This is a genomic window from Enterococcus raffinosus (assembly GCF_001886185.1).
Classification (GTDB): Bacteria; Bacillota; Bacilli; order Lactobacillales; family Enterococcaceae; genus Enterococcus_A; species Enterococcus_A raffinosus.
The window spans coordinates 67049-93671 of the sequence record NZ_JXLA01000003.1 but is presented as its reverse complement, the minus strand read 5'-3'; the positions used below and the strand labels follow the sequence as shown (position 1 = coordinate 93671).

The 26623-nt window shown below is 42.3% G+C and carries 21 protein-coding genes and 1 pseudogene; 15 read left to right on the top strand and 7 right to left on the bottom strand.

The genetic code is table 11. The features are described from left to right. Positions 1–24: 24 nt before the first annotated feature. The 4 genes and pseudogenes from RV13_RS02220 to RV13_RS02205 all read right to left on the bottom strand — a co-directional run bounded on the left by RV13_RS02220 (position 25) and on the right by RV13_RS02205 (position 4114). A complete protein-coding gene (locus tag RV13_RS02220) occupies positions 25–1011 on the bottom strand; it encodes a polyprenyl synthetase family protein (RefSeq protein WP_010743676.1) in 987 nt (328 codons plus the stop codon). Then, on the bottom strand, positions 1008–1574 hold the full coding sequence (locus tag RV13_RS02215; RefSeq protein ID WP_028020506.1) for a Gx transporter family protein: 567 nt from the start codon (positions 1572–1574) through the stop codon (positions 1008–1010). The genes RV13_RS02220 and RV13_RS02215 overlap by 4 nt, the downstream gene beginning before the upstream one ends. 11 nt (positions 1575–1585) lie before the next feature. Continuing rightward, positions 1586–1999, bottom strand: coding sequence for a NusG domain II-containing protein (locus RV13_RS02210; RefSeq protein WP_010743674.1), 414 nt, complete (start codon positions 1997–1999; stop codon positions 1586–1588). A gap of 159 nt (positions 2000–2158) precedes the next feature. Then, positions 2159–4114, bottom strand: a pseudogene (locus RV13_RS02205) (FAD-dependent oxidoreductase). A gap of 259 nt (positions 4115–4373) precedes the next feature. On the opposite strand from RV13_RS02205, the gene pplA reads away from it, so the two are divergent. From pplA to menA (RV13_RS02185), 4 genes are all read left to right on the top strand, one after another. After that, positions 4374–5273, top strand: a complete 900-nt coding sequence (pplA, locus tag RV13_RS02200; protein ID WP_010743672.1) for an extracellular electron transfer flavoprotein PplA — start codon at positions 4374–4376, stop codon at positions 5271–5273. Between the two features lie 279 nt (positions 5274–5552). Continuing rightward, entirely contained in the window at positions 5553–6617 is a 1065-nt protein-coding gene (locus tag RV13_RS02195) for an FAD:protein FMN transferase (protein WP_010743671.1), read from the top strand. Between the two features lies 1 nt (position 6618). Beyond that, on the top strand, positions 6619–7569 hold the full coding sequence (menA, locus tag RV13_RS02190; RefSeq protein ID WP_010743670.1) for a 1,4-dihydroxy-2-naphthoate polyprenyltransferase: 951 nt from the start codon (positions 6619–6621) through the stop codon (positions 7567–7569). 89 nt (positions 7570–7658) lie between these two features. Further along, positions 7659–8645 carry a 1,4-dihydroxy-2-naphthoate polyprenyltransferase gene (menA, locus tag RV13_RS02185; RefSeq protein WP_010743669.1) on the top strand — a complete coding sequence of 329 codons (987 nt, stop codon included), beginning with the start codon at positions 7659–7661 and terminating at the stop codon, positions 8643–8645. Positions 8646–8714: 69 nt separating this feature from the next. Here the strand turns inward: menA (RV13_RS02185) and RV13_RS02180 are convergent, their stop codons facing one another. Continuing rightward, complete coding sequence (locus tag RV13_RS02180; protein ID WP_010743668.1) at positions 8715–10145, bottom strand: basic amino acid/polyamine antiporter; 1431 nt, start codon at positions 10143–10145, stop codon at positions 8715–8717. 395 nt (positions 10146–10540) lie between these two features. Here RV13_RS02180 and RV13_RS02175 point away from each other — a divergent pair, with 395 nt between their 5' ends. Both RV13_RS02175 and RV13_RS02170 read left to right on the top strand, forming a co-directional pair. Continuing rightward, complete coding sequence (locus RV13_RS02175; protein WP_028020504.1) at positions 10541–11074, top strand: GNAT family N-acetyltransferase; 534 nt, start codon at positions 10541–10543, stop codon at positions 11072–11074. A 32-nt stretch (positions 11075–11106) separates the two neighbouring features. Then, positions 11107–12876, top strand: coding sequence for a hypothetical protein (locus RV13_RS02170; protein ID WP_231371748.1), 1770 nt, complete (start codon positions 11107–11109; stop codon positions 12874–12876). A gap of 335 nt (positions 12877–13211) precedes the next feature. Here RV13_RS02170 and RV13_RS02165 read toward each other — a convergent pair whose 3' ends face one another. Further along, complete coding sequence (locus RV13_RS02165) at positions 13212–14294, bottom strand: iron-containing alcohol dehydrogenase family protein (RefSeq protein WP_010743665.1); 1083 nt, start codon at positions 14292–14294, stop codon at positions 13212–13214. Between the two features lie 141 nt (positions 14295–14435). On the opposite strand from RV13_RS02165, the gene RV13_RS02160 reads away from it, so the two are divergent. The 4 genes from RV13_RS02160 to RV13_RS02145 all read left to right on the top strand — a co-directional run bounded on the left by RV13_RS02160 (position 14436) and on the right by RV13_RS02145 (position 18704). Next, positions 14436–15887 carry an ABC transporter substrate-binding protein/permease gene (locus tag RV13_RS02160; protein ID WP_010743664.1) on the top strand — a complete coding sequence of 484 codons (1452 nt, stop codon included), beginning with the start codon at positions 14436–14438 and terminating at the stop codon, positions 15885–15887. After that, the gene (locus RV13_RS02155) at positions 15880–16602 is read left to right on the top strand and encodes an amino acid ABC transporter ATP-binding protein (protein ID WP_010743663.1); all 723 of its coding nucleotides are present in this window, start codon (positions 15880–15882) and stop codon (positions 16600–16602) included. The genes RV13_RS02160 and RV13_RS02155 overlap by 8 nt, the downstream gene beginning before the upstream one ends. A 19-nt stretch (positions 16603–16621) precedes the next feature. Then, positions 16622–17773 (top strand): pyridoxal phosphate-dependent aminotransferase, encoded by a 1152-nt coding sequence (locus RV13_RS02150; protein WP_010743662.1) that lies wholly within the window; start codon positions 16622–16624, stop codon positions 17771–17773. Between the two features lie 73 nt (positions 17774–17846). After that, complete coding sequence (locus RV13_RS02145) at positions 17847–18704, top strand: AraC family transcriptional regulator (protein WP_010743661.1); 858 nt, start codon at positions 17847–17849, stop codon at positions 18702–18704. A gap of 50 nt (positions 18705–18754) precedes the next feature. Here the strand turns inward: RV13_RS02145 and RV13_RS02140 are convergent, their stop codons facing one another. After that, positions 18755–21061, bottom strand: a complete 2307-nt coding sequence (locus RV13_RS02140; protein WP_010743660.1) for an HAD-IC family P-type ATPase — start codon at positions 21059–21061, stop codon at positions 18755–18757. Positions 21062–21246: 185 nt separating this feature from the next. Between RV13_RS02140 and RV13_RS02135 the strand changes: the two genes are divergently transcribed. The 5 genes from RV13_RS02135 (at position 21247) to RV13_RS02115 (ending at position 26622) form a co-directional block, all read left to right on the top strand. Then, positions 21247–22707 carry a sensor histidine kinase gene (locus RV13_RS02135; protein ID WP_060789301.1) on the top strand — a complete coding sequence of 487 codons (1461 nt, stop codon included), beginning with the start codon at positions 21247–21249 and terminating at the stop codon, positions 22705–22707. 31 nt (positions 22708–22738) lie between these two features. Then, complete coding sequence (locus RV13_RS02130; protein WP_010743658.1) at positions 22739–23434, top strand: response regulator transcription factor; 696 nt, start codon at positions 22739–22741, stop codon at positions 23432–23434. 121 nt (positions 23435–23555) lie between these two features. Next, entirely contained in the window at positions 23556–24128 is a 573-nt protein-coding gene (locus tag RV13_RS02125; RefSeq protein WP_010743657.1) for an NUDIX hydrolase, read from the top strand. Between the two features lie 53 nt (positions 24129–24181). Beyond that, complete coding sequence (locus RV13_RS02120; protein WP_010743656.1) at positions 24182–25063, top strand: LysR family transcriptional regulator; 882 nt, start codon at positions 24182–24184, stop codon at positions 25061–25063. A gap of 86 nt (positions 25064–25149) precedes the next feature. Continuing rightward, positions 25150–26622 (top strand): UbiD family decarboxylase, encoded by a 1473-nt coding sequence (locus tag RV13_RS02115; protein ID WP_010743655.1) that lies wholly within the window; start codon positions 25150–25152, stop codon positions 26620–26622. The last annotated feature ends 1 nt before the right edge of the window (position 26623 follow it).

Here is a 26623-nt window from a genome sequence, read left to right as displayed (position 1 = left end):
TTAGGCTGCAGCTCGGATTTTTTGTTAGCTTTTACGGGTTAAAATTTGACTGGTTAAGCGTTCAAGCTTTTCTTTAGTACCAAAATAATTGTCCGGTAATTTCCGAATATCCTTTAAGGCCTGTTCGGTATACTTTGTTGCTAATTGTTGCGCATAGGCAACGCCGCCTAGTTGATGAACGAGCTGTTGTACGTGCAAAGTGTCATCATCTGTCATTTCCTTTTTCTTTTCCAAGTAGGGCCGCAACTGTTGCGGCGCTTGATTCAGTGCATAGATTAAGGGGAGAGAGTAAACACCTTGGCGAACATCCTCTAGAACAGGTTTTCCTAATGTTTCAGTATTTGCTTCGTAATCCAATAAATCATCCATAATTTGAAAAGCAATCCCAATATTCAGTCCAATAGTACCAGCTTTTTTAGCGAAGCGTTCACTATTGCCGCTCTCAAAAGCACCTACTGAACAACTTAAAGCAAAAAGCTCCGCAGTTTTTCCAGAAATATTCTCCAAGTATTCGTCGACTGTTTGATCAAGCTTGTAGCGGTCATCCATTTGACCTAATTCACCATCAAGAATTTTTTCCATGCTGCGAGAGTTCAATTGTAAGCTCCGTAAAGAAGTAGCGTAATCGGAGAGCAGTTTGAAGCAGCATATGAACAAATAATCACCGGCATAAACGGCCGTATCATTCCCAAAAGTAGAACGAATCGTCGGCAAACCGCGGCGTAATTCGGATTCATCAACAATGTCATCGTGGATCAAGGTTGCTGTGTGAAGCATTTCGATGGATGCCGCCAATGATGTTGCCTTCTTCTCATCCTGGTCTGGTCCAAATTGTGAAAATAAGAGTTGATAGGCAGGGCGCAGCAGCTTTCCGCCAGCGTGGATCATGGCTAGTACAGCAGCCTCGACTTTTTTATTTTTTAATTTGACGACATTTTCCATTAGTTCAAGAGTGGTCGTCAATTGTTCAGCAAGGTCAGGATAGTCTTGCCACATAGGATGAAGTTTCATTTTTGATAGCCTCCTGATCCTTTTTTCGATTTTTTTGATAATTCATAATCTAATTGAAATTTTTGCAATGCTCGGACATGTACCAATAGATAGTTTCCTGCGATTCCGATAACGATTCCAGCAAGAATTCCTAAAAGAGACATAACTGGCAAGTAGAGCATCACCGTCCAAGATTGAGCGATCCAGCTAGCCACCAGCAGCTGGCCTACGTTATGAAGAAAACCACCTGTGGCACTGATGCCGATAATACTTACTCGTTTAGGTCCCAGACTTTTTACCAGCAGCATGCCGAAATAACTCAATAAAGAACCACTCATGCTGTATAAGAAGGTGGAGATTGTTCCGCCTAAAAGGGTGGTCAAAATCAGACGCATCCAGATCAAACGAAAGCTGTCTCTTTTAGGCATAGTAAAAATCGCAACAATTGTTATTAAATTGGCGAGTCCCAGCTTTGCCCCCGGCGCAAAGGCGAAAGGGGATGGAAACATATTCTCGATCAAGCCCAAGATAACCCCTTGAGCGACTAAAAGTGCTATGTAAATCAGTTTTTGCGTTTTATTCATAGTAAGGGCAGTTAATAAATGACACTGCCGGGTTCCCCTCCGTCTGAGGATTTGACTTCGATTAGCAATTTATGGGGCAAGCAAACAATGGTTTCACCAGATTGTTCAATCCACCCGCGGCGCACACAGATTTGATCCCCGCAGTCTGCTTCTTTGATCCGAATGCGGTTTCCTTTAACCTCGATCAGGTTGTAGTCGCCATCTTTATCCTCGTAACGATAGGTGTAGGCCTGCGAGTTATCTGAGAGATCAAAAGTTTTGATTTCTTTTCCGTCAACCGAAAGAACCGCTTCTTGTGTTGGACTCGATGCTCGATTGAGACTGAAGACCAATACAGGCGCAAAAGAGAGCAGAATAAGTATTACGACAATGATGCCATCCCAAGGCCGAAGCAAACTATTTTTTGCAAAATCCTTCAGTTTCAAAGTCCACACCTCTCTTATTTTTCTTGTACTATCCATTTTGACAGATAAGTAACCTGTAGCTCCTACAAAGCATCAATAAATCTTTTCTTATCATAACATAAAGAAAGTTCTAAAGAGAAAAACAAGCCCTTTAGAACTTTCCATTATTAAACAGTCAAATTAGTTGGAATTTTCTTTTCCGTAAATGGATCTCGGTGTTCCGTACCACCATTTGCCGGCAGTGCGCTGAATCCAAGGAATTACCCAGCGATCCAAACCAAGTGCTCGACCAGAACCATTCATTAAAGCAAAGGCAACTGGAATGAACCAGATATTTACCCAATAGAACATGCCTGATAAGCAGAAAGCAATTACTAAACCGATCGTTGCAGCATTGGCCAACCAAGTGAAAAGACCAAAGATTAGGGCTAATGCGATACCAATTTCGACAAAGGTCATAAATTTCTGCATAAACAAAGCGACATCTTTATTTGGCATCATGAATTCCATGATTTTTGCGAACCAATGAGGCATCTTTTCGAAAACCGGCATTGGATTTTCGCCAAACGTATAGTTGAAGCCGAAATGAGTTGCCGCAGTCGCTGCCGCGTCAGTTGCTCCGCCCGCAGCGCCAGTCGCCGCAGTCGTAGCTTCAGCTGCATGTGATCCGGCTGCTGAGGCACCAGTAGTTACTTGTTCTTGCAGCCATGGGAAAGGGAATACCACTTTATCAGTAAACCATGAACCACTGCCGAACCAAGAGCTTGGGTTCAGATAGCTGCCGTCGCCGACGACTTTTTTCGATGCTTCGATCAGCCACATAGAGCCGTAGAAGACACGCAACGGTACGCTCCAAAGGACATTTCCATAACGAGATGAATGCCCGCGGGTAACATTGCGATCGTTTTTGATGTGGAAAAATTCATGCATCATGTATTGGAACATATAGTAACCAGAACGCATATCAAAGAAGTATTTCAAGTTCACGATATGTTTCATGACGATTGCCATAAAGCCGGCTAAATGAACTTTATCCATCAAGTTGGCAACACCCCATTTAGAACCGATGGAAACCATGAAGCCTTGATAGTTACTCTTGAACTCATGTTTTGGTGTGTTTTTAATTTTTGCTACAATGTTCGCTGCGGCAGTATGCGCTGTTTGTTCAGCAGCTTGAACAATTTGCGGTGTAGGTTTGCCATCGTTGTTTTCTTCATAATAAACCAAGTCACCGACAATGTAGATATCTTTGTCTTCATAGCCTTTGGCTTGCATGAATTCATTGGCGTATAGACGTTGACCGCGTGCTGCTTCTAATCCAAAATCAGCCGCATCTGTCGTTCCTTTAACACCAGCAGTCCAAATCAACGTATTGGTCGGAATTTGCGAACCATCTTTTAAGACAATATGATCTGCTGTGACTTCAGTGATTGGTGCGCCTTTTTTCAATTGAATGCCTTTTTTCATCATGAAGCGTTCGGCCTTTTCCGCATCTTTGCGGTCAAGCATATTCAAAATAGTCGGTAGGGCTTCCACAACCATCAAAGTGAATTCTTCAGGACGTAGCTTGTGCTCTTTTGCTAAAACATTCTTCCATTCCATTAATTCACCGATCATTTCAATTCCGGTGAAGCCAGAACCGCAGACAACGAAGGTCAGCATTGCGCGACGAGTTGCTTCATCTGGCTCCAGTGCTGCTTTTGCGACTGTGTCTTCGATATGCTTTCTGATTTTGATTGCGTCCTCCATTGACCAGAGGGTAAATCCGTGTTCTTTAACACCAGGCGTCCCAAAATCATTCGGTTCACCGCCCATACCAATAATCAGTTGATCAAAAGGATACTTGCCTAATTTCGTTTGAACAATTTTCTTCTCCTTGTCGATGCCAATCACCGTATCTGTTACAAGAGAAACATTTTTCTTACGGGCAAATAACCGTTGCAGATCATATTGAACTGCTTCTGGTTCTACTCGTCCGCCAGCTACTTCGTGTAATTCGGTCATCATTGTATGGTAAGAGTGACGATCAATCAACGTGATCTCAACGTCATCTTTTTTTTACTTCTTGGCCATGAATTTCGTTGCTGCGACACCTGCATACCCTGCACCTACAACGACAATCTTATGTTTTGCCATTGAAAATCCGCTCCTTATAGTAAATGATAATGACTGCACAATAATAATGAATTGATAACTCCTGAACAATCGAATATATTATACATATAGTTGGTTTCTTTGTCTATTAGAATTAATATAAACTAATATAGGGTCTTTTTTAATAAATTAATTAGAAAAAGTAGGTTATATATAAAAAGTGATGTACAAAATTAGGATAGTGATTTAGAATGATTCTTGTTTAATGAATCACATAAAATAGTAAAGGTGGAGTTTAATCATGAAAATGAAAAAAATAGTATCAGGATTTGCTGTGGTGGCGTTTTCTACACTTGCGTTAGCTGCTTGTGGCGGAAACAATGATAAAGACACGGCTGCAAGCTCTTCAACAAATTCTTCAGAAGCTGCGAAGCCAGCGGAAAAAGTAGCAGGCGCTGATCTTAAGGATGGCACCTACAAACTTGAAGAAAAGAACTACGAAAATGGGTACCGTGTGGTTTTCGACATGACTGTTAAAGATGGCAAAATTACGAAATCAAACTATGATTACTTAAATGAAGACGGTAAATCAAAACAAAAAGATGCTGATTACGAAAAAAACATGAAAGAAAAAACAAAAACAGGTCCTAAAGAATACATTCCTGCGTTAAATAAATCTTTAGAACAAACTCAAAATCCAGATTCAGTTGAAGTAGTTACTGGTGCGACACATTCAAGCGAAAGCTTTAAAAATTACTCTCAACAATTGGTTCAAGCTGCTCAAGCTGGCGATACCAATACAATTGAGATCGACAATGGCGCAGATTTGAAAGATGGTACGTATACTTTAGAAGAAAAGAACTACTCTAACGGTTACCGTACAGTCTTCAACATGACTGTTGCAGGTGGGAAAATCACTGAATCAAACTTTGATATGGTAGATAAAGACGGCAAATCTAAAAAAGATGACGCTGACTATGAAAAGAACATGAAAGCAAAAAGCGGTGTAGGACCAAAAGAATACATCGAAGAATTAAACAAAGGGTTAGTTGAAAAAGGAACACCTTCAGAAGTTGAAGTAGTAACTGGTGCAACTCATTCTTCACATGCTTTCCAAACATATGCTGCACAATTAGTGAACGCTGCTGAAAAAGGTAATACAACAGCGATTCAAGTAGACAACATCGTAACTAAAAATTAATTCCTGATATTTAGGGAATCTTGGAAGAGCTGGGGTTTCCCAGCTCTTTTTTTGAAGAGAAAGAAGGCATAACCGGTTGAAAGTGCTTATCCCGAACAGAACAATATTTTGATTGTCCAGCTTCTCAAACGATTTTAAGAGCTGCTGTGGAACAAGTAGTAATTTGGCATCGTAAATCAAAACGAGTTTGCGATTTTATTATGAAAAATACTTTGAAAACCTTGCTAAAAACGCTATGATAAGGTGACAAAATTTTAAATAGATAAAGGAAGTATGAACGTGAAGAAACGTGCACTGTTGATGATACTTGGGCTGCTTGCAATTTTGTTGACCGCTTGTGGCAACGACAAGCCAAAAATAAATGAGAAGCCTTATGATGATAAACAATTTTTAATGGGTACATATGTCCAGATTCGTATCTATGATGATGGCAAAGAAGCGGCATTAAAACCTGCCTTCAAACGAGTTAAAGAGCTGGCTGATAAGATTACTGTGAATCAAGAGGGATCGGAAATCGATGCGATCAATCAAGAGGCGGGTGTAAAGCCAGTTAAGGTAAGTGATGACATGTATTACTTACTTAAAGAAGCCTACAAATATAGTCAAGACTCTAAGGGTGGCTTTGATATGGCGATCGGCTCAATCACTTCACTATGGCGTATTGGTTTTCCCGATGCTCGTAAGCCTGATCAGAGTGAAATTGATCAAGCCTTGAAATTAGTCAATTATCACGAGGTTGAATTCAATGATTCAGAGAAATCTGTTTACTTGAAGGAAAAAGGAATGAAGTTAGATTTAGGCGCGATCGCTAAAGGATATATTACCGATGAAGTCGTGAAGGTGCTAAAAGAAAAGGGCGTAACGACGGCAATTATTGACCTTGGCGGAAATGTCTATGTGATGGGGCATAGCCCTAGAGGGGATCAAAAAGAGGACTGGACGGTAGGAATCCAAGACCCTAATCAGGCTCGTAATGTCGTTTTAGGTAGTGTTCCAGAAAGTAATATGTCACTGGTAACGTCAGGTATCTATGAACGTTATTTAGAAGTCGATGGCAAAACGTATCATCATTTGTTTAATCCTAAGACAGGATATCCTTTTGACAATGATATTGCTGGTGTCACGATCATCTCGAAAAAATCAATCGATGGCGATGGATTGTCTACGGCAGTCTTTTCGATGGGGGTAAAAGAGGGCACTCAGTACGTAGAAAGTCTGAAGGATACGGAAGCAATTTTTGTTACTCGCGACGATAAAGTATACGTAACTTCTGGTTTGAAGGATGTTTTTGAATTGAACAAGGAAGCCGGATACACCATGGGCAACGATAAGGATTTGAAATAATATGACAAGAAAAAGCTTTTTTGATCTAGTGGAGATTCGTACCAAATTAGCAAGTTTATTTCCTTTTTTGATTGCGGTGTTGTTTACCAACAGCTATTTTCATTCCTTTCATTGGGGAAAGACACTGTTTTTCTTTTTTGGTATGCTTGCCTTTGATATGGCGACGACAGCGATCAATAATTATATGGACTTTCGCAAGGCCCATTCTGAAGAATACAAATATCAAGAAAACGTCATCGGAAAAGATCAGCTGTCTGAACGAACCGTTGTTTTAATTATTTTTGCTTTGATCGGTTTTGCGGCGATCGTCGGACTAACCTTGGCTGTGCAAACAGGCTGGCTGCTTTTGGTGATGGGCTGTGCCTGCTGCTTCATCGGGGTATTTTATACATTTGGTCCGATCCCATTATCGCGAATGCCTTTAGGAGAAGTGTTTAGTGGTGTTACCATGGGACTGGGGATTTTTGCGATTACGATTTATTTGAATACCTATGACAAAAGACTCTTTTTCATGGAGCTGGACTTGCGGCATTTCGCAATTACTGGAAGTACCACGGCAGCTTTAGCAGTTGTGTGGGCCTCACTTCCGCTGATCGCCACGATCGCGAATATTATGCTGGCAAATAATCTTTGTGATTTAGAACAGGATATCGCCAATCATCGTTATACGCTGCCCTTTTATTTAGGAAAGAAAAATGCGGTCGTTCTATTTAACCTTTTGATGTATAGCTGTTATGGAGCGATCATAGTAGGCTGGCTTGCTGGGATTTACCAATGGCCAATCCTACTCACATTCCTTAGTTTGGTGAAAGTCTATCCACAAACAAGAGCCTTTACGAAAGAACAGGTGAAAAGCAGAACCTTCGTGATGTCCATCAAGAATCTTGTTTCGTTTAATAGTTGTTATGCTCTTGGCCTGTTTGTAACGCTGCTTTTGCAGGGTATCATTTAGCCGGACACTCACCTTATCGATTTAGGTAAGGTGAGTGTCACTTACTTATAATAGAAGAAATAGGAAAATTTATGATTTAGGGAGTTCGTATGGACAATACTAAAAAACTAAAAGCTGGTCAGAATAAATTGACGAAAGAACATTTCTTTGAGCTTGTGCAAATACGTACAAAATTCGCGGGCATCTTTCCTTTTGTGATTGCCGTTCTATTTACCAATACGTATTTTCACTCCTTCCATCCAGGAAAGACGCTCTTTTTCTTTTTCGGCATGTTTGCCTTTGATTTAGCGATTACGGCTATCAATAATTATATGGATTATTTAAAAGCACATTCGGAGAAATACAAATATGAAGAGAACCTTATTGGTCGAGAAAATTTATCGGAGAAGCAGATTCAACGACTTATTTTTGGTTTGGTAGGCTTTTCGGCGATCGTGGGTTTGATACTAGTGGTTCAAACGGGCTGGATGCTCTTGCCAATGGGCGCGGCCTGCTTCTTTGTCGGTGTGTTTTATACCTATGGGCCTATTCCACTTTCAAGAATGCCGTTAGGAGAAATATTTAGTGGTGTTACTGAGGGTTTGGGGATCTTCGCCATTACGATTTATTTGAATACCTATGATTTACGTTTATTTTATATGGAATTAAGTGTGCAGCGTTTTGCGATCACAGGCAATACGATGGCTGTGCTTGCGGTTATTTGGGCAGCTCTGCCATTGATGCTGACTATTGCCAATATCATGTTGGCGAACAATTTAAGCGATTTGGAGCAGGATATTGAAAATCACCGCTATACATTGCCCTTTTATATTGGACGCGAGTGGGGTGTGCGATTGTTCAACTTTCTCATGTATAGCTGCTATGGTGTGATCTTAATGGGCTTAATCGCCGGGATCTATCAGTGGCCGATCCTAATTACCTTTATCAGTCTTGTAAAGGTAATCCCGCAAACCAAAGTTTTCACGCGAGAACAAATCAAAAGCAAAACCTTTCCTATGTCTGTTGAAAATTTAATTGTCTTTAACAGCTGCTACGCATTGGGGCTTTTGGTAACCATGATGTTGCAGTATATCTAAAAAATGAGCCAGTGATTTAAATAATCACTGGCTCATTTTTTAGGTAGAGGAAGGGGGATGTCCAGCTTCCTAACGTAATTGCAGCAAAAGAACGATCAGACTGACGATTCCTAAGATAGTAACAATCGCAAATAACAGCTTGTCTCGCTTGGTGGCGAAGACCGGTCGCTTATAAGTATGACTGTTCCATAACCAGAAAACAAAGCCTAATGCATAGATTCCAATGCAGTAAAGTAAATTTAAGATGCCAGAGGAATAGAGCATATAAAAGCCATAAATGATTCCTCCAAGAGCTAAAAATTGTTGATTTTTATGTTGTTTACCTTTAGCAACCTGCCATAAAAAAGCGGCGGACAAAACATAAGGCACTAACACCATTGTGGTCGCTGTATCTGTTACTGCTTGAAAGGCATCCATCGCCCAGCGAGAAATTAAAAAGACGATTTGCATGATTACGCCATTCAGCACCAGTGCGTTCAGGGGAGCATTTTGCTTGTTGGCTTTACCTAAGAAAGCAGGGAACATCTTATCCTGAGCCGCATCAAAAGAAATTTCAGCAGCTAAAATCGTCCAAGAAATCCAAGCGCCTAAGACGGAAATAATGACACCAATATCGATCATACTGCCAGCCCAAGGGCCGGTCGATGCCCGCAGAACACCACTGAGTGAAGGACTCGGTAGGTTTGCCAGCTGCTCCTGCGGCAATGAGCCGAAGCTTAGCATAACGATTAAAACATAAATCGCCAGTGTTGTAGAATACCCAATCAATGTTGCACGCCCTACATCCCGGGCACGTTTGGCACGTCCTGATAAAACCACCGCACCTTCGATCCCAACGAAAACCCACATTGTTTGCAGCATCGCATGACGAATTTGTGTCGGAATGCTGCCTAACTGTTTTCCGTTAAGCATCATATTTTTGGCGAAGACATCCATCGAAAAGGTCTGGTATTTAAAATGGATAAATAAAAGAAAAATTGCTAATAAGATCGGAATGACCTTTGCGCTTGTGGCGATCGTGTTCAAAATACTAGCGGTGCGAATACCACGAGCCACTAAAAAGATAACTCCCCAAATCATGAAGGTGCCTAAAAACAATCCGATTTGTCCCCCTGAACCGCCAATAGAGGGAATAAATTTGCTCAAAGCATCTAAAAAGAGGATGACAAAGGAAACATTCCCGATAATGTTACTCAGCCAGTATCCCCAAGCAGAGTTGAAGCCGATATAGTCCCCAAAGCCATCTTTAGCATAATAATAAATGCCGCCAATAATCTCAGGCTCTTCCTTCGAGAGGGTTTGAAAGACCTTCGCAATAAAGAAAACCCCAACACCAGTAATCAGCCATGCCAATAAGGAAGCCACCACACCAGCTGACTGGGAAATGCTGCTGGGCAGATTAAAGACGCCGCCTCCAAGCATTGACCCGATGACGATCATACTTAGACCTAACAAGCTCAGCTCTTTCGTATGATTGTCAGGTACTTGATTCTGTTCCATAACTATTCTCCTAATTCGTAATACGTTCATTTTTATCTAACTGCCTGCAAACTTTCAGTATTCCATTATTTGAAACAGCAAGCTAAATGTTTTAAGAAACACTCTTTCTATATAAGCATATTTATAGAAAAATAACCATAAAGAAGGGGTGAAACTAAACGACCTGATCATTAGAGAACCATCATTTTATTATCATTTATTCTAAATAATAGAATATCGCTTCTTTTTGTTGTTATTATTACTATGTTTGATACAGCCGATTAAGGGATTAAGTAGAGCGTTATTTTCATTAAGAAATGGGATAATTATTAAGAATTTCTACGTTTCTTTTTTAGAGAGGGTGTTTTTTTAATTGACAGAGTGATAGAATTGAACCAGCGAGGGGGGCTAAGATGATTGACATTCGAGTAGCAACACCAGAGGACGCGTCTGCATTGGTCGCAATCTACGCGCCTTATGTTGAAGAGACGACGATTACCTTTGATTATGACGTACCAGGTACAGAGGAGTTTGTCCAACGAATCCAAGAAACCTTGGAAAGATATCCTTATGTTGTCGCTGAAGAAAAGGGGCACATTTTAGGCTATGCCTATGCGCATGCCTATAAAGACAGGGCAGCTTATGATTGGGCCGTTGAAGTCAGTGTTTATGTGGATCGCAAGAAACGTGGCAATGGCGCTGGAAAGCTTTTATATCAGACTTTGGAAGAAATATTGAAAAAGCAGAATGTTGCTATTTTAACCGCTTGTATTACTGGCGGCAATGCGGGCAGCTTGAAATTTCATGAGAAACTTGGTTACCAAGAGGTGGCTCGTTTTCCAGCCATTGGCTATAAGTTTGATCAATGGCATGATGTTGTCTGGCTTCAAAAATTTATGACGGAGACAGAAGGGGAATTACCTGCGTTTATCCCTTTTGCTAAGCTATGATGAAAGAAAAATTAACTAAACTCGATTCTTTAATGATGAAAAGAATCATGATCGGCGTTTTTGTCTTTGCGGTTATTTTTCGACTAGGATTGGCGGTGTTGATGCCAGTCAAAATTTATATGCAGGCAGGATATGATGACGCGCTGTCGATCAATCAAGCATTGACCATTTTAGATGGAAAATGGTTGGGGGATTACGGCACAGGAACATTAACGAAAGGTTTATCCTTTACATTCTTTTTGCTTGTGAATCATTTTTCACACTTGTCTTATCCGTTGTTCTTGTGTTTAGTGAATATTGGTGCAGCTTTTGCTATGATCAAGGCATTGGCACCGTTAATTAAAAATAAGTATCTCAGCGGCTTAGGCTTCTTATTCCTAATCTACTCGCCGGCAACGTTGACTTCAGATTTTTCGCTGCGGGTGTATCGAAATAGTCTGGTCTTTGCGGCGGTACTCGCAGTTTTAGCCGGGATTCTGGGGCTGTATTTGCGGAGAAAAGAAACCATTAAAAAAAGAATCCCCTGGTCGATTTTATTGATGCTTGCTTTTCCGTTTTTCTGGTATCTGCGAGAAGACTCCATCTGGTTATTGCCGCTTTATATTGTAGCAACGATCTGTACATTCTTTGGAATGATTGTACAGAACCAGCCACTGGGCACGTCCATGAAAGAAGGCCTACACACTTTTTGGCATTTACTGAGGAAAACGAATAAGCAAAAGCTCGTTGGAAACCTCTTATTACTGATTGCTCCGATACTTTTAACCTTAGGAGAATCCTTGGCGATTTCAAAAATGAATCAGAATTACTACGGGATTTTTACGACGAACGATCGGACGAAAACATCCTTTGCCAAGCTGACAGAAAATTTGATTCAGATTGACAACAGCAAGTACGATTCTAAGGACACTGCTGAAAACAGCGGCATTTGGGTCTCGAAAAAAACTTTTGCAGAAGCACAAAAGGTGTCTCCAACCTTTGCGAAATATCGAAAAGGGATCGATTGGATGCTGAACGAGTCGATTTGGCCGGATTCTTGGCCGGTGAAAAATGGTGAGCTGCCGGGGGATATGTTTGTCTGGGGCTTACGAGAGATGTTTCAGCATGAAGGATTATATAAAAATGGTCGTGACAATGAAAAGGTCTTTAAAAAGATCAATCAAGAGCTTTCAGAAGGTTTTAAGTCTGGGGCGTTGAAGAAGAAAAAAATGTTCTTCGTTTCGAAACAGAGCAATGGGAAAAAGCCGGAAGATATGGGAAAGGTTTTTGCTTACATGCGTTCTGGAATTTTGGAAACGACTCTTTACAAGAGCTATCAGACTAGCTATGGCGGATCGATTTTTATGCCAGATCAACCTGCTCAAGTCGTTTTAGACCTATTGAATGTTCGTTCTGTTTCGACAGTAAAAAAAGGCATGAAGGCAGATGAAAAGCGTACAAAGCCAGTAGTGATCATCATCAATGGAATCATCTGGTTATACCGAATCATAGCGCCTGTTTTGCTGCTTGTCAGTTTAGCGGCCGGAGTGATTTTTGCGACAGGCTTTTTCAAACGGCAAAAGACCCGCAAGGTTTTAGCGGATTATTTGATTATTCTTCTAGGCTTACTGCTGACCTATCTACTTTACTTATTTGGTGTATCGTGGTTTTCGACTTGGGCGCCAGGTGGAAAAGGCCTATTTATGTTTTTCTATACAGGGGCAGGTGTACCGCTGATTCAATTGATTGAGCTTCTGGGTGTGGCGTTGATCGTTAGGAATGTTCAGAACCAATTGTTCGAAAGTAAAGAGCAATTAAATTAGATTCAGCTAATAGTATTCTAATGAAATTCATTAGGAATTGTTACGAGCCTATACCAATGGTTTGCTATCCTTGCATTGTACACGTAAGGAGGGCCCTAATAGCACAATGAAACGAGAGAGGAACACTTCGAAAAACGAAGTAAAAGCCACCGACTTTCTATTGGAAATGTTGGCGTTGTTCATTCTAATTTCCTTAACTATTTATGCCATTAGAACTGGGAAAATTTTTTAAAAGATACTTTGCTTTATAAGTATCTTTTTTTACTATTTTAACGAAGCTAGACCAAAAAAGATGATTTCAATTTCCTTATAGGAAAACTGAAATCATCTTTTTCTCATCCCTTCATCCGATCTTCTAAAGCCTTCATTTTTTGAATGACTAATTCAGGAGTGATGGTTTCCTTCATTAAATGAATCATTTCGCCTGGCGTGCAGGCCCTTTCCGCAACAGCTTGGTAGTCCTCTTCTGTTAGATATAGATTCATCGCCTCGAGGCTAGTCGGCAGGTTCAGTTGATGGTAAAAGGGTAGCAACTGCTGAATCTCAGTCTGATTGTCTTCAATCATTAACTGCACAAGAATGCCATAAGCAACTTTGTTTCCATGAAGCTGCTGGTGACTTTCAGGCAAGACAGTTAAGGCATCATGAATCGAATGAGCGCCGGCAGTGCGCCCGTATTCATCGCCAAAGCCGCCCACCATACCTGCTAATAGAATATTCGCCTCAACGACGTCAATGAATGCTTGATTGATTTGACCTTGTTCCATCGCGTGTAGAGCGGCTTCGCTTTTGTCAAGGAGAATCTGTCGACATTGCTTTGCCGCGAACTCTGCGACTTGTACCTCGACCGGCTTCACACTTAACTGAGAGATGATTGCCCGGGATTCGTACCATTTGGCTAGAGTATCCCCGATGCCTGCGATCATCAGCGGGCGAGGCGATTCTAAAATAATTGCCGGATCGATCAGTACTAGATCACTAGCTTTCGGGAAGATATCGTAACGCAACATCACGCCGGTTTCGTTATAGACTACGCTCAATGGCGTATAGGCAGCACAGGTAGCGGCCAATGTCGGTAAAATAATAATCGGCAGCTGTGCTTTGTAGGCCGTGAATTTTCCTAGATCGGCGACTTTTCCCCCTCCTACAGCGATGATTCCATCAAATGCCTTTTCTTTGCATAAAGACGCAAATTCTTCTGCAGCTGCATCTGTACATTGTCCACCATAGTAATGAAAGGTTTTTGTTATTGATAGTTCAGGAAAGTAAGTTTTTACTGCTTTCCATGAGGCTTCTCCATGGAGAATGAGAACATTCTCAATATTTCTTCTATTTAAATGCATTTGTAATGAATCCCAAGCCTTTGTTTTTAGCTCGTATTCCTGCGGCGCACCGCGTACAATCAGTTGTTTTGTCATCAGAAAACTTCTTTCATTATTTTTTTAGATAATTCTTTTTTTATTATAACTATTATGGTAGTATGAATTCAAGTCGTTTTTTGCATATTTATTCTATTAATTTTATATTATTATACATTATGATTCAAAGGAGCGGGATGGATGAAAAAGAGAATTGGTGTATTGCTGGCGGTTGTACTAATGCTGTTCAGTTTTTTACCGGTAAAGGCACAAGGAGCAGAAAAGGATGAAATTTACGAACGAATTCAACAGAGCGGAGAATTAGTCGTTGGATTGTCGGCAGATTATGCCCCTTATGAGTTTCACGCAGAGGTAGATGGGAAGGATAAAATCGTCGGCTTCGATGTGTCAATCGCAGAAAAAATAGCGAAGGATATGGGTGTAAAGCTTAAAATTGAAGAGCTCGGCTTTGATGCTCTGTTAGGAGCACTGAAGACAGGTAAGATTGATTTGGTCATATCCGGGATGTCGATCACGGAGGAACGATTGAAGGAAGTAGATTTTTCTGATCCTTACTTTGTGGTTCAACAGAAGGTTTTGGTTCGTAAGGGCGATAAGAATAAGTTCAAGACGACGGCAGATTTCAATGGTTTAGCAGTCGGCGCGCAAAAACAAACGACTCAAGAGGATTTAGTTAAAAATGAAATGACTGGAGCGGAACCGACCTCGCTGCAAAAGGTTCCTGATTTAATAAACAATTTGCTGAATAAAAAGGTTGAGGCGGTCGTGCTGGAGCAGCCCGTAGCCGAAGCGTATGTGCAACAAAGCGACAATGTGGAGTTAGCCCCAGTGAAATTTGAGCAGGGAGAAAAAGTCACGGCGATCGCCATGTCGAAGAACACACCGGAATTGAAAAAGCATGTCAACGCGTCAATCAAGACCATCAACGACGATGATTTGCTGAAGGGCTATCAAAAAGAGGCCAACGAATTGATGTTCCAAGGAGAGAAGTCCTTCTTGCAAAAATATGGGCCATACTATCTAAGTGGGGCTAAATACACGATTTTACTAGCATTTGTTGGGGTCTTATTTGGATTGATTTTTGGTAGTTTATTGGCATTGATGAAGTTGAGCAAGAGCAAGATCTTAAAGGCGCTTGCGGTCATCTATATTGAATATGTTCGGGGAACACCATTACTGGTACAAATCTTCATCGTGTATTTCGGGACAGGGGTCCTAGGTCTAGACTTGTCGAAATTGCTCGCAGGTTGTATTGCAGTATCGTTAAACAGCGCAGCCTACGTCGCGGAAATCGTTCGTGCGGGGATCAACGCTGTGAACAAAGGGCAGATGGAAGCCGCACGTTCATTAGGAATGAATCAAAAGGAAGCGATGCGCTATATTGTCTTCCCGCAAGCCATCAAAAATATATTGCCGGCACTGGGGAATGAATTCGTAACGATCATAAAAGAATCTTCAGTAGTCTCTGTTATCGGCGTATCAGAATTGATCTTCCAGACAGGCGTGGTACAGGGCGCCAGCTTCAAGCCGTTCTTACCGTACGTCTTAGTATCGCTGATCTACTTTGTAATGACCTTCTGTATTTCCCGTCTATTAGGGTTAGTTGAAAGGAGAATGGGTCTGAATGATTAATGTAAAACAATTATCAAAACAATTTGGTGAGAATGAAGTGCTAAAAGCCATTGATCTTACGGTCAAAGAAGGCGAAGTAGTCGTAATCATCGGCCCTTCTGGAAGTGGAAAAAGTACGATTCTACGTTGCTTGAATCTATTAGAGGAGCCGACCTCTGGCGAAATCTTTTTCGAAGGGCAAAACATTACGGCACCTGACAGCAACATCGATCAGATTCGCCAGAAAATGGGGATGGTGTTCCAAAGCTTCAATTTGTTTCCTCATATGAGTGTCTTAGAGAATTTGACAATCACACCAGTGAAGATCAAAAAAGAAGATCCCACCAAGGCGAAAGATCAGGCGTTAGCTTTATTGGATCAAGTGGGTTTGAAGGAAAAAGCCGACAGCTATCCTAGTAACTTATCAGGCGGTCAACAGCAGCGGGTAGCGATTGCCCGTGCCTTAGCTATGAACCCTGATGTGATGCTGTTCGATGAGCCAACTTCTGCCCTTGACCCGGAAATGGTGGGTGAAGTACTGGCTGTTATGCAGGATTTAGCGAAAAAAGGAATGACCATGGTAGTGGTGACACACGAAATGGGTTTTGCTAAGGAAGTGGCGGATCGTGTGATTTTCATGGCGGACGGCATTATTCAAGAAGAGGGCACACCAGAGGAAATCTTTGATCGTCCGCAAAACAGTCGGACACAGGATTTCTTGAATAAAGTATTGTAGGTTTACGAGGTGAAGAGGGATGAATAAAGAAAAAATTGCGCAACGTTTTCAGCAGCCGGCAGAGAATTTGCTGATGAAGATCGCGGTTTTAGCCAAGGAAAAGGAAGATATTATTGATTTGTCGATTGGTGATCCTGATTTGATCACTAACCCGGCGATCATTGAAGCGGCATATGCCGATGTTAAAAAGGGAGCGACGAAGTATACAGCCCCTGACGGCAGCAAGGAATTTTTAACTACTGTCGTGGATTTTTATCGAAAGAAATATGGCCTCGATTTTCAGGTGAATCAGGTCCGTGCCACAGTGGGTGCTTTACATGGGATGTATCTGGTGATGCAAGTACTGCTAGATCCCGGTGATGAAGTGATTATCCATGAACCGTATTTTTCGCCTTATCGCGAACAGGTGACCTTATCTGGCGGAACGCCGGTTTTTGTTCCAACCTATGAGAAAAATGGCTTTCAATTGGATGTGGCTGACTTAAAAGCGGCGATCACTGACCGAACAAAGGCGATCATCATCAATTCGCCAAACAATCCCACTGGTGCGGTTTTCTCAGAAAAGACGCTGAAGCAGATTGCGGAAGTAGCGATCGAAAAGGAGCTCTTCATTATTTCAGATGAAATCTACGAAGACTTTGCATTTAAAGAAACATTTGTGCCGATGGCCAGTCTTGCGCCTGATAACACGATCACTATCAGCGGGGTGTCAAAGGGCTTTGCCATGACTGGCTGGCGCTTAGGCTACATGATAGCGCCAACGTATATCAATCAAGTGGCTGGGATGATCAACGAGAGTATCACTTACTCCGCGCCGACAGCTTCCCAACGCGGCGGGATATATGCGTTAAAGCACTATGAAGAGCTCGTTCCTCCAACAGTGGCGATTTTCAAAGAACGACTGGCCTATATTGAAAAAAGAGTGGCAGAAATTCCTTATTTGTCCTTGCCATCTGTGGCTGGCAGCATGTATGCTTTTATTAATATCAGTAAAAGCGGCTTAGATTCTGTAACCTTTGTCGAAAAAGTATTGGAACAGAGCGGTGTTTTGTTCGTTCCAGGAAAAGCCTTTGGTGAAAATGTCGGAGATGACTATATTCGTCTGGCGGCGACGCAACCAATGGAAGTTTTAGCGAAGGCGTTTGATCGATTGGCTGAGTTGACGTTTTAGCTCGCAGAAGACGGCACATTTTGAGAGGTAACTCTTTACTGATCCTATTATAGTAGAGGTAGGAGGAAAATGAATGGAATGGTTAGATCATTTTAATAACAGTATTGCTTATGTTGAGGAGAATTTGGCGCGAAGCATTGACTTGGACAGGGCAGCACAATTGGCGCAATGTTCCAGTTATCATTACCAGCGAATGTTTTCTTATATTGCTGGGGTAACGCTAGGGGAGTACATCCGACGGCGCAGAATGAGTTTAGCGGGTGTGGATCTGCAGCGGGGCGAAAAAGTCATCGATGTCGCGACTAAATATGGCTATGATTCTCCAACGTCCTTTAATCGAGTGTTCAAAGGTGTTCACGGAATTACGCCGAAGGAAGCTAAGCAATCTGGAGCGAAATTGACCAGCTATCCCATGTTGACCTTCAAAATAACCGTAAAGGGAGTACAGGCGATGGAGTATCAACTGATAGACAAAGAAGCGTTTCACGTAACAGGGATCGGCTTGGAGTTAGGTAAGGATATGGAGATGGCGCAAAAGCGCATTCCAGAATTTTGGAATGAAGTAGGTGCCAGCGGAGACTTGGAAAAATTGATCCCGCTTATGGATCAAAACAATCCGGGCGTTTTAGGAGTCAGCTTGATGTCTTCGGAGGTTCAAGAGGCATGGAAATATGTGATTGGCGTTGTTAGTGAAGAAGCCACAGCGGAATTTGGAAGCTATGAAATCCCTGCTGCGAAATGGGCGATTTTCACAGGAACAGGTCCGATGCCTGGCGCGATCCAAGAATTACAGCAGCAGGTCTTTCAGGAATGGCTGCCGACCTCCGGCTTTGAATACGATGAGTTGCCGGATATCGAGCTTTACTTGGATGCGAATCCAGAAAATGCCCAGTTCCAGGTTTGGCTGCCCGTTCGCGCGAAAGCTGAATAAATCAAAAAACAAGCCTCCGATACTGGATGGCTTGTTTTTTGTTTCATAGATTATAAAAAGGTAAGCTTCAATTTATTGACTTGTTTAGCCAGCGGCTGCCAGAGCAGCACATTGCACAGCATCATAATCGTGAATCCGACAAGAATTGGAAGAGTCATGGCGCCTACTGATAAAAGCTCGTGGAATAATCCGACCGCAACAAAGCTGCCTAGAGTCGTTGTAATAACTAAGAAAAGGCGTAGACGATTAAATGGCTGACAAGATTTCATCACTGCAAAGCAGCTGATTCCGATCAACAAATAATACATCAATGTGCGAGTATCTAAGGCGGATAGGAAATGCTGTCCCAAGAACCAAACAAGTACAACATTCACTAATACTAGGATGCCACTAGGCAGAGCACGCTTGATGGCCGTCGGTAAAAAGCGTCCCTGGATTTTCCGATTGTCCGCTTCAAAGGAAAGGAAGAAAGCTGGATACCCTTCAATTGCCAAATCAATTAAGGTGATTTGAAGTGGAATAAATGGGAACGTTGATACGGTTAAAATACAGAACAAAGACACCAACAATGAATAGATCGTCTTGATAAAGAAGACGCCAGAGGATCGGGTAATATTGTTAATGACTCTGCGGCCTTCAAAAATAATGGACGGTAAGCTGCCGAAGTTCGAATCCAACAGCACCACGTCAGCAATCTGCCTAGTTGCGTCATCTCCCTCTGCCATCGCGATAGAAATATCCGCCTCCCGCAAAGCCAAGATATCATTTACACCATCGCCGGTCATCCCAACGGTTTTTTCTAGTGATTTCAATTCGTGAATCAGCAGTTTCTTTTGTTGCGGCGTTACACGGCCGAAGATAGAATGACTGTGTGCCAAGGCGCGGATCTCCTTTTCATCGGAATAGCTGGAAAGATCAACCGCTTTTTGATAATCGGCGAATCCAGCTTTTTCAGCGATTGCTGAGACTGTTTTAGGATTGTCGCCTGAAATGATTTTTAATTCGACCCCTTGCTCAGTTAAAAAGTTCAAGGTGTCTTTGGCGTTAGCACGGATTGGATCGCTTAAGGTCAAAAAAGCAATCGGCATCAGGTCTTTTGGTTGTTCTAAAATCCCGTCTGAAGTCAAGGCAATCAAAAGAATACGTAATCCAGATTCTTGGTAATGATGAATGATTGATGGAATCTGACTCGGTTGTAATAGATTTTCAGGAGAACCTAAGTAGAGTGTTTTGCCATTTTCAAAGGCAACCGCACCGTATTTTCGTTCAGAAGAAAAGGGCAGTACCTGCTTGGCAGGTTCCTTTGCGCCCTCACCGAAATAACGATTTAAAGCTTGAGCGGTGGGATTGCTGTCTTCTGTCGCTGCTAAATAGCTGGTCATCAGAGTCGGCAGAAGGTCGCGATAGTTTTCGTCTAAAAGGTACAGATTCTCAACCTGCATTTTCCCTTCAGTTAAGGTTCCAGTCTTATCCAAGCAGAGAACATTCATATGCGCCAAATTCTCAATGGCGTACATATTTTGAACAAGGACATTTTTTTTCGCTAATTTCAGGACACCGGTAGTCAAAGCGATGCTGATCAGCAGTACCAGCCCCTTCGGCAGCATGCCTAACAGAGCCGCAACCGAAGCGACAACAGCAGTATAAGTAGAGCTGTTACGTAGGAAAAAGGCTTCAAGAAAAAGCAGGATTCCAATCGGCAAAATAATAAAGCTGGTAAATTTTGAGATTTTTTGGATTGATTGAATCAGTTCGGATTTGATTGGCTTTGCGGCTTTCGTTTCATTGATAATTTTTGCGGCGTAATTATCTGCGCCAACGTGCCGTACCTCTGCAACTAAGTGTCCGCTCGTTAAGAAGCTGCCAGAGAGTATTTCCGCGCCGTTTTTCTTAACAATGGTATCGGATTCACCGGTAAGCAGGGATTCGTTGACTTCCGCCAGTCCGTCTAGTACCAGCATGTCGCTGGGAATCTGTTCCCCCGATTTTAGCAGAACATGATCACCTAAGACCAATTGCTCTGGAGCGATAGCTTGCTTTTTACCGTCTCGAATCACGGTAATATCATTTTGAGCGAGCAGCGTTAAACGGTCTACCATTTTTTTCGCGCGAATTTCCTGAACGATGCCGATTACGATATTCATGATGATAATCAGAATAAAAAACATGTTGCTGTAGGCTTTGACCGCAAATAGACAAGCGGCCAAAAGGAAGTTCAATAAATTGAACAATGTCAGGGTATTTTCTCGAATGATCGTGCCGGTCGATTTTGCTGGGTTCATCCGATAATCATTGGTTTGTCCAGCGGCGATCCGTTCCTGGACTTGTTTTTCTGTTAATCCTTTAAATGGTTGCATAAGTAGTTTTCCTCCAAGTGACAAATCAATAGGTTCGCTTTAGGATACAAAACAAAAGGAAATAAAAAGTGCGGAAAGGATAAACAATTTATAAACTATTTATTAATACTTGCTTCATTTTTACGAAAAGAGGAAAGGTTCGTGTTAAATAGGAAGATAGAAGAAATCAAATGAGGTGACAAAGGATGACGATTCGTCAGCGACTGTACTTTTCCAATATTTTAATGATCGTCATGCCGATTGTTTTGACAGGAATCGTTTTAGGCGGGCTCTTTTTCATTTTTTCTGAAACCTTCGGCAGTGATTTTATCAATCAATGGCAGGAAAATGAGCTGTATACCAAAGAGTATGACCGCATTGAAGCCCTTCAAAAGAAGTTTCAAGTAGAAGACCCGACCCAGGCCCAATTAATTCAAGCACCTGATGATCTGAATAAGGAGCAGCCAGCTAGCGAGGTCGTCAGCGTTTTACTTTATGATAGTGATCGAGCATTGCTTCAGCGCAGGGGGACTTATCAGGAGGATAGTATCGTGAAAAGTATGCTGGACAATCCAGATCAGCATACATTGGTAGTGAATAAGGTTTTGATGAATCGTATAACGATTGGTCAGTTTCAGGTGCTATTGGTTAATCAGAATTACCATATGAACTTAGAGGAGCAATTATTAGACAACAAGAGGATGATCTTCTTGGTTGTTCTGTTAATCGTTGTCTGTGTGATTCTTTTTGTGGTCTTGACGAATTACATTTTGTCCCGCTTTATTTTTCGACCGATCAATGACGGGTTGACCGTTCTGCTGCAGGGAGTTCAGCAGATTCGGGACGGCAATCTCAGCTGGCGAACAGACTATCAAGAAGAGGATGAATTTCGTCCAGTAGTCAATAGTCTCAATGAAATGGCTGAGCGGCTTGAAATCCTAGTAACAGAACAGGAAAAAAACAGTGAAAATCGCAAAGAGCTGATCGCGGGGATTTCCCACGACTTGCGCACGCCGCTGACTGCGATCAAGGCGTATGTTGAAGGTCTGGAAAAAGGGATAGCGACAACACCGGCGATGAAAGAAAAATATTTAAAAACAATTACAAAAAAGACGGATGAACTGACGCATTTAGTTGATCAGCTTTTCCTCTTTTCTAAAGTCGATTTAGGAGATTTTGCGTTGCGGATTCAGAATGTGACTATTGGAAAATATTTAGCTGACTTGATTGAAGGCGTGACCGAAGAATATCGGCAGCGGGGCTTAAAAATAACCCTTGGTGTGCACTCGTATCAAACACAGGCCGCTGTTGATCCAGAGCAGCTGCGTACCGTATTTATCAATATTATTGAAAATACGGTAAAATATGGACATCCCTCCGACAATCAGCTGCTAATCGAACAATACGAAGAGTCAGAGAAAATCGTGATAACCTTTAGTGACAATGGTCCGGGTGTTCCTTGGCCGCAACAGAAAAACTTGTTTGATGTGTTTTATCGGGGGGATAAAGCGCGGACGCAGTCAGGAGAAGGCAGCGGTCTAGGGCTGGCCATTGCACGTCGTGTCATTGAAAGTCAAGGCGGGGAGATTGAAGCGCGCGATTCTTCAAAAGGTGGATTGCAAATACGCATTCAACTGCCAATTAGCAAAGACGCGCCGACAAAATGAAACGAATACGTTAGCTTGAAGGAGACAAACAATGAAGAAGATTTTGATTATCGAAGACGATGAGGCGATTGCGGACATTCTCCAGGATTTTTTAACGATCAACGGATTTGAAAGTAGAATTGTTCATGATGGCGCGGAAGGGTTAAAGGCTGCTTTAACCAAAGACTATGATTTGATTTTATTGGATGTCATGCTGCCGACGATCGATGGCATCGAGATATTGCGACAAATACGCAGCGAAGTGCTGGTTCCTATTTTATTAGTAACCGCGAAAAATGAAGAAATCGATAAGCTGCGGGGATTAGGTCTAGGTGCAGATGATTACATCAGCAAGCCTTTTTCACCAACGGAGCTGGTGGCCCGCGTGCGGGCTAACCTCGCTCAATTTGAGCGGTTGAACCAGCAGAGGCAGGATACTCCTAAAACCCACACGATTGGTACTGGCGAGATTGTGATCCAGCCAAAGGCTATGAAGGTGTATGTTAGAGAGAAGGAAGTGGCTATGAAGTATAAGGAGTTCGAGCTGCTGCTCTTTTTGATGGAGAACATCCAACAGGTCTTTAGTAAAGAAGAGCTCTATGAGAAAATATGGGGAATGAATTCAAATGGAGATATTCGAACAGTAGCGGTTCATATCAATCGTCTGCGAGAAAAAATCGAAGCTGATCCTTCTAAACCTGCGCATATCCAAACGGTTTGGGGGGCCGGCTATCGGTTTGTTCCCTAAAGAAATCGCGCAGAAAGATTTGGGTCAGTGAGCCAAGTCTTTTTTTTCGTGGTAGAACAGATTTGCTATAATCAACTTGTGATGACAGGATTTAGAGAAGATTAGAAAAAGAGGTCTTTAGATGAAGAGAATTATTGATGCGATTACCGCCTATAAACCATATACAGAACAGGAGGCGGCAGATAAAAAGCTGTTTTTAGACAAGCTTCAATTTCAAGACAATTTATTGACAAGAGAGAATCAGGAGTATCACTTTTCTTCTTCGGCGTGGGTTGTCAATCCTACTTATGACAAAGTGCTGATGGTTTACCATAATATCTATCAGTCTTATTCTTGGACCGGCGGACACGCGGATGGGTGTGAGGAGCTTTTAACCGTTGCCCAGAAAGAGCTAGAGGAAGAAACTGGCATTAAGGAGTACCAACTGATTTATGATGGTCTTTTTGCTTTTGATATTTTGCCGGTGAATGCTCACTATAAAAAGGGACAATTTATCAAAGCCCATCATCACATCAACACAACCTATTTGTTCATGGCTTCAGAAAATCAGGACCTGCAGGTGAAGGCGGATGAGAACAGTGCGGTGAAGTGGATCGAGGTTGCCGATCTTGATCAAGCGGTGACCGAGAAAGAAATGCGCCCTTATTATCACAAGCTGATGGAAAAGGCTTTGATTAAACGAAATAATGGATAGAGAATAAAGCCGCGGTGCTTTATAATATTCCTAAGTGGAATAGGAGTGAAAAAATGGATCAGCAGAAGCTAAGGCTGTTCCTTGATTTGACGGAAACGTTGAATTATACGGAAACGGCGGAACGAAACTACATGACACAGGGGAATGTCTCGAAAAAAATCAACGCGTTGGAAAGGGAGCTGCAGGTGCCTTTATTCGACCGCAAAAATCGCCAGATTCAATTAACGGAAGAGGGCCAGCTATTGCTGCCGGCGATCAGAAGAATCGTTGAGGATTATCAGGCGTTAGCAGATACGCTGAGCGATTATCGGGAGAAAAAAGAGCGGGTATTGACGGTTCATACGATCCCTACGATGCCTAATTATCTAGGGTTTGATCGCTTAGCCACTTTTTTGAAGCAGCATCCTGAGGTGCACTTGAATTTAAAGGAATCAGAAGAGATGGCACTGGGAGCGTTTGAGATCGAGAAGAATACAGTTTATTTTTTCCGTTCGATGAGTCAAATCGTTGAGAAAAATGCTATTCCTACTGAAAAAGACCATTTCGTAGCGGTCCTGTCGAAAGATCATCCGTTAGTTGACCAAGCCCCCATCAATCTGGCTGCGTTGGCAAAGGAAAATTTTCTACTATTGGGTCAGGCGCAGAATTCGTATTATTCGGTGGAGCAGCTTTGTCGTGAAGCGGGCTTCGATCCACGGATTACTTACCAAGGAACGCGCATCGATTTGATTTTGCGAATGATTGAGGAGGGATTGGGAATTTCACTAATGATGGAAAAATCTTTAGGTGATTCCTTATCAGAGGAATTAGTGGTCCGCGAAATCCTTCCCACTAAAGAGAGTTATTTGTATTTTTGTTTATCTGAAGAGACAGACGCGCAAGCCTCCAAAGCGTTTTTTAATTTTTTACACTCTTATCATTCCAAATTGGAATAGAATGGACGAAAAGCTGAATTGTATTGGGTTAACGATAAGCCTAAAATTTACTTATCAGAAGACCAACAATACAAGGAGGCTTTTTTATGTCGACACCTTATGATTTACGAAAAGTTTTAGCGGAGCTGCAGGAAATGCCGGGGGAATACCACGAAACGAACGTGGAGGTTGATCCCCATGCGGAATTATCTGGCGTTTATCGGTACATCGGTGCAGGAGGGACAGTCAAGCGGCCAACAAAAGAAGGACCAGCGATGATGTTTAATTGTGTCAAAGGATTTCCTGATACGCGGGTATTGATCGGAATCATTGCTAGTCGTGACCGTGTAGGGAAAATTTTACACCATGATCCAAAGCACTTAGGACGCTTGTTAAAGGACTCTGTTCAAAATCCCGTGAAACCAGTGAAGGTTGCTAAAACAGACGCGCCGGCGCAGGAAGTGATCCATTTAGCGACAGATGAAGGCTTTGATATTCGCAAAATTTTAGCGGCACCGACTAATACGGAGTATGATGCGGGACCTTATATTACAATGGGCGTGGTTTTTGGTTCAGACCCAGAAAAAACCATGAGCGATGTCACTATTCACCGGATGGTTCTGGAAGACGAAGACACCATCGGCATGTACATTATGCCTGGCGGACGCCATATCGGGCACTTTCAGAAACAATATGAAGCGTTAAACAAACCAATGCCGATTACCATCAATATCGGGTTGGATCCGGCGATTTCTATCGGCACCACCTTTGAGCCGCCAACCACTCCCTTAGGCTACAATGAGCTGTGGGTAGCGGGGGCTCTACGTCAAGAGCCAGTACAATTAGTCGATGGCGTTGCGGTGGATGAAGTCGGAATCGCGCGCTCTGAGTTTATTATTGAAGCAGAAATTTTGCCCCATGAAACGATTCAAGAAGATATCAACACCAACACAGGCAAAGCAATGCCTGAATTTCCCGGCTACAACGGCGACGCCAATCCAGCGGTCAATGTAGTCAAAGTCAAAGCCATCACCCATCGGAAAGATCGACCAATCATGCAGACAACGATCGGCCCTTCAGAAGAACATGTCTCGATGGCGGGCATTCCGACAGAAGCCAGCATCTTGGATCTAGTGGACAAAGCGATTCCCGGAAAAGTAACCAATGTCTATAATCCACCAGCTGGCGGCGGGAAACTAATGTCGATCCTGCAGATTCACAAGGAAAGCGAAGCGGATGAGGGGATTCAACGCCAAGCGGCGATTTTGGCGTTATCTGCTTTTAAAGAATTAAAAACCGTTATTCTAGTGGATGACGATGTTGATATTTTTGATATGAATGATGTGATGTGGACCCTGAATACTCGCTTCCAGGGAGATCAGGATATTCTCGTGCTGCCTGGAATGCGCAATCACCCGTTAGACCCTTCCGAGCGTCCAGAATACGATCCAAAATCGATTCGTTTCCGCGGCATGAGCAGTAAAACAATTTTAGATGGAACAGTTCCTTTTGATTTAAAGGATGATTTCATTCGAGCAGAATTTAAAGAAGTACCAGATTGGGAAAAATATTTGAAGTAGG

Bases quoted from the DNA above. Each gene is read 5' to 3' on its own strand.
- RV13_RS02220 (WP_010743676.1), bottom strand. From the start codon at position 1,011: ATGAAACTTCATCCTATGTGGCAAGACTATCCTGACCTTGCTGAACAA.
- RV13_RS02215 (WP_028020506.1), bottom strand. From the start codon at position 1,574: ATGAATAAAACGCAAAAACTGATTTACATAGCACTTTTAGTCGCTCAA.
- pplA (WP_010743672.1), top strand. From the start codon at position 4,374: ATGAAAATGAAAAAAATAGTATCAGGATTTGCTGTGGTGGCGTTTTCT.
- menA (WP_010743670.1), top strand. From the start codon at position 6,619: ATGACAAGAAAAAGCTTTTTTGATCTAGTGGAGATTCGTACCAAATTA.
- menA (WP_010743669.1), top strand. From the start codon at position 7,659: ATGGACAATACTAAAAAACTAAAAGCTGGTCAGAATAAATTGACGAAA.
- RV13_RS02180 (WP_010743668.1), bottom strand. From the start codon at position 10,145: ATGGAACAGAATCAAGTACCTGACAATCATACGAAAGAGCTGAGCTTG.
- RV13_RS02170 (WP_231371748.1), top strand. From the start codon at position 11,107: ATGATGAAAAGAATCATGATCGGCGTTTTTGTCTTTGCGGTTATTTTT.
- RV13_RS02165 (WP_010743665.1), bottom strand. From the start codon at position 14,294: ATGACAAAACAACTGATTGTACGCGGTGCGCCGCAGGAATACGAGCTA.
- RV13_RS02160 (WP_010743664.1), top strand. From the start codon at position 14,436: ATGAAAAAGAGAATTGGTGTATTGCTGGCGGTTGTACTAATGCTGTTC.
- RV13_RS02155 (WP_010743663.1), top strand. From the start codon at position 15,880: ATGATTAATGTAAAACAATTATCAAAACAATTTGGTGAGAATGAAGTG.
- RV13_RS02150 (WP_010743662.1), top strand. From the start codon at position 16,622: ATGAATAAAGAAAAAATTGCGCAACGTTTTCAGCAGCCGGCAGAGAAT.
- RV13_RS02145 (WP_010743661.1), top strand. From the start codon at position 17,847: ATGGAATGGTTAGATCATTTTAATAACAGTATTGCTTATGTTGAGGAG.
- RV13_RS02140 (WP_010743660.1), bottom strand. From the start codon at position 21,061: ATGCAACCATTTAAAGGATTAACAGAAAAACAAGTCCAGGAACGGATC.
- RV13_RS02135 (WP_060789301.1), top strand. From the start codon at position 21,247: ATGACGATTCGTCAGCGACTGTACTTTTCCAATATTTTAATGATCGTC.
- RV13_RS02130 (WP_010743658.1), top strand. From the start codon at position 22,739: ATGAAGAAGATTTTGATTATCGAAGACGATGAGGCGATTGCGGACATT.
- RV13_RS02125 (WP_010743657.1), top strand. From the start codon at position 23,556: ATGAAGAGAATTATTGATGCGATTACCGCCTATAAACCATATACAGAA.
- RV13_RS02120 (WP_010743656.1), top strand. From the start codon at position 24,182: ATGGATCAGCAGAAGCTAAGGCTGTTCCTTGATTTGACGGAAACGTTG.
- RV13_RS02115 (WP_010743655.1), top strand. From the start codon at position 25,150: ATGTCGACACCTTATGATTTACGAAAAGTTTTAGCGGAGCTGCAGGAA.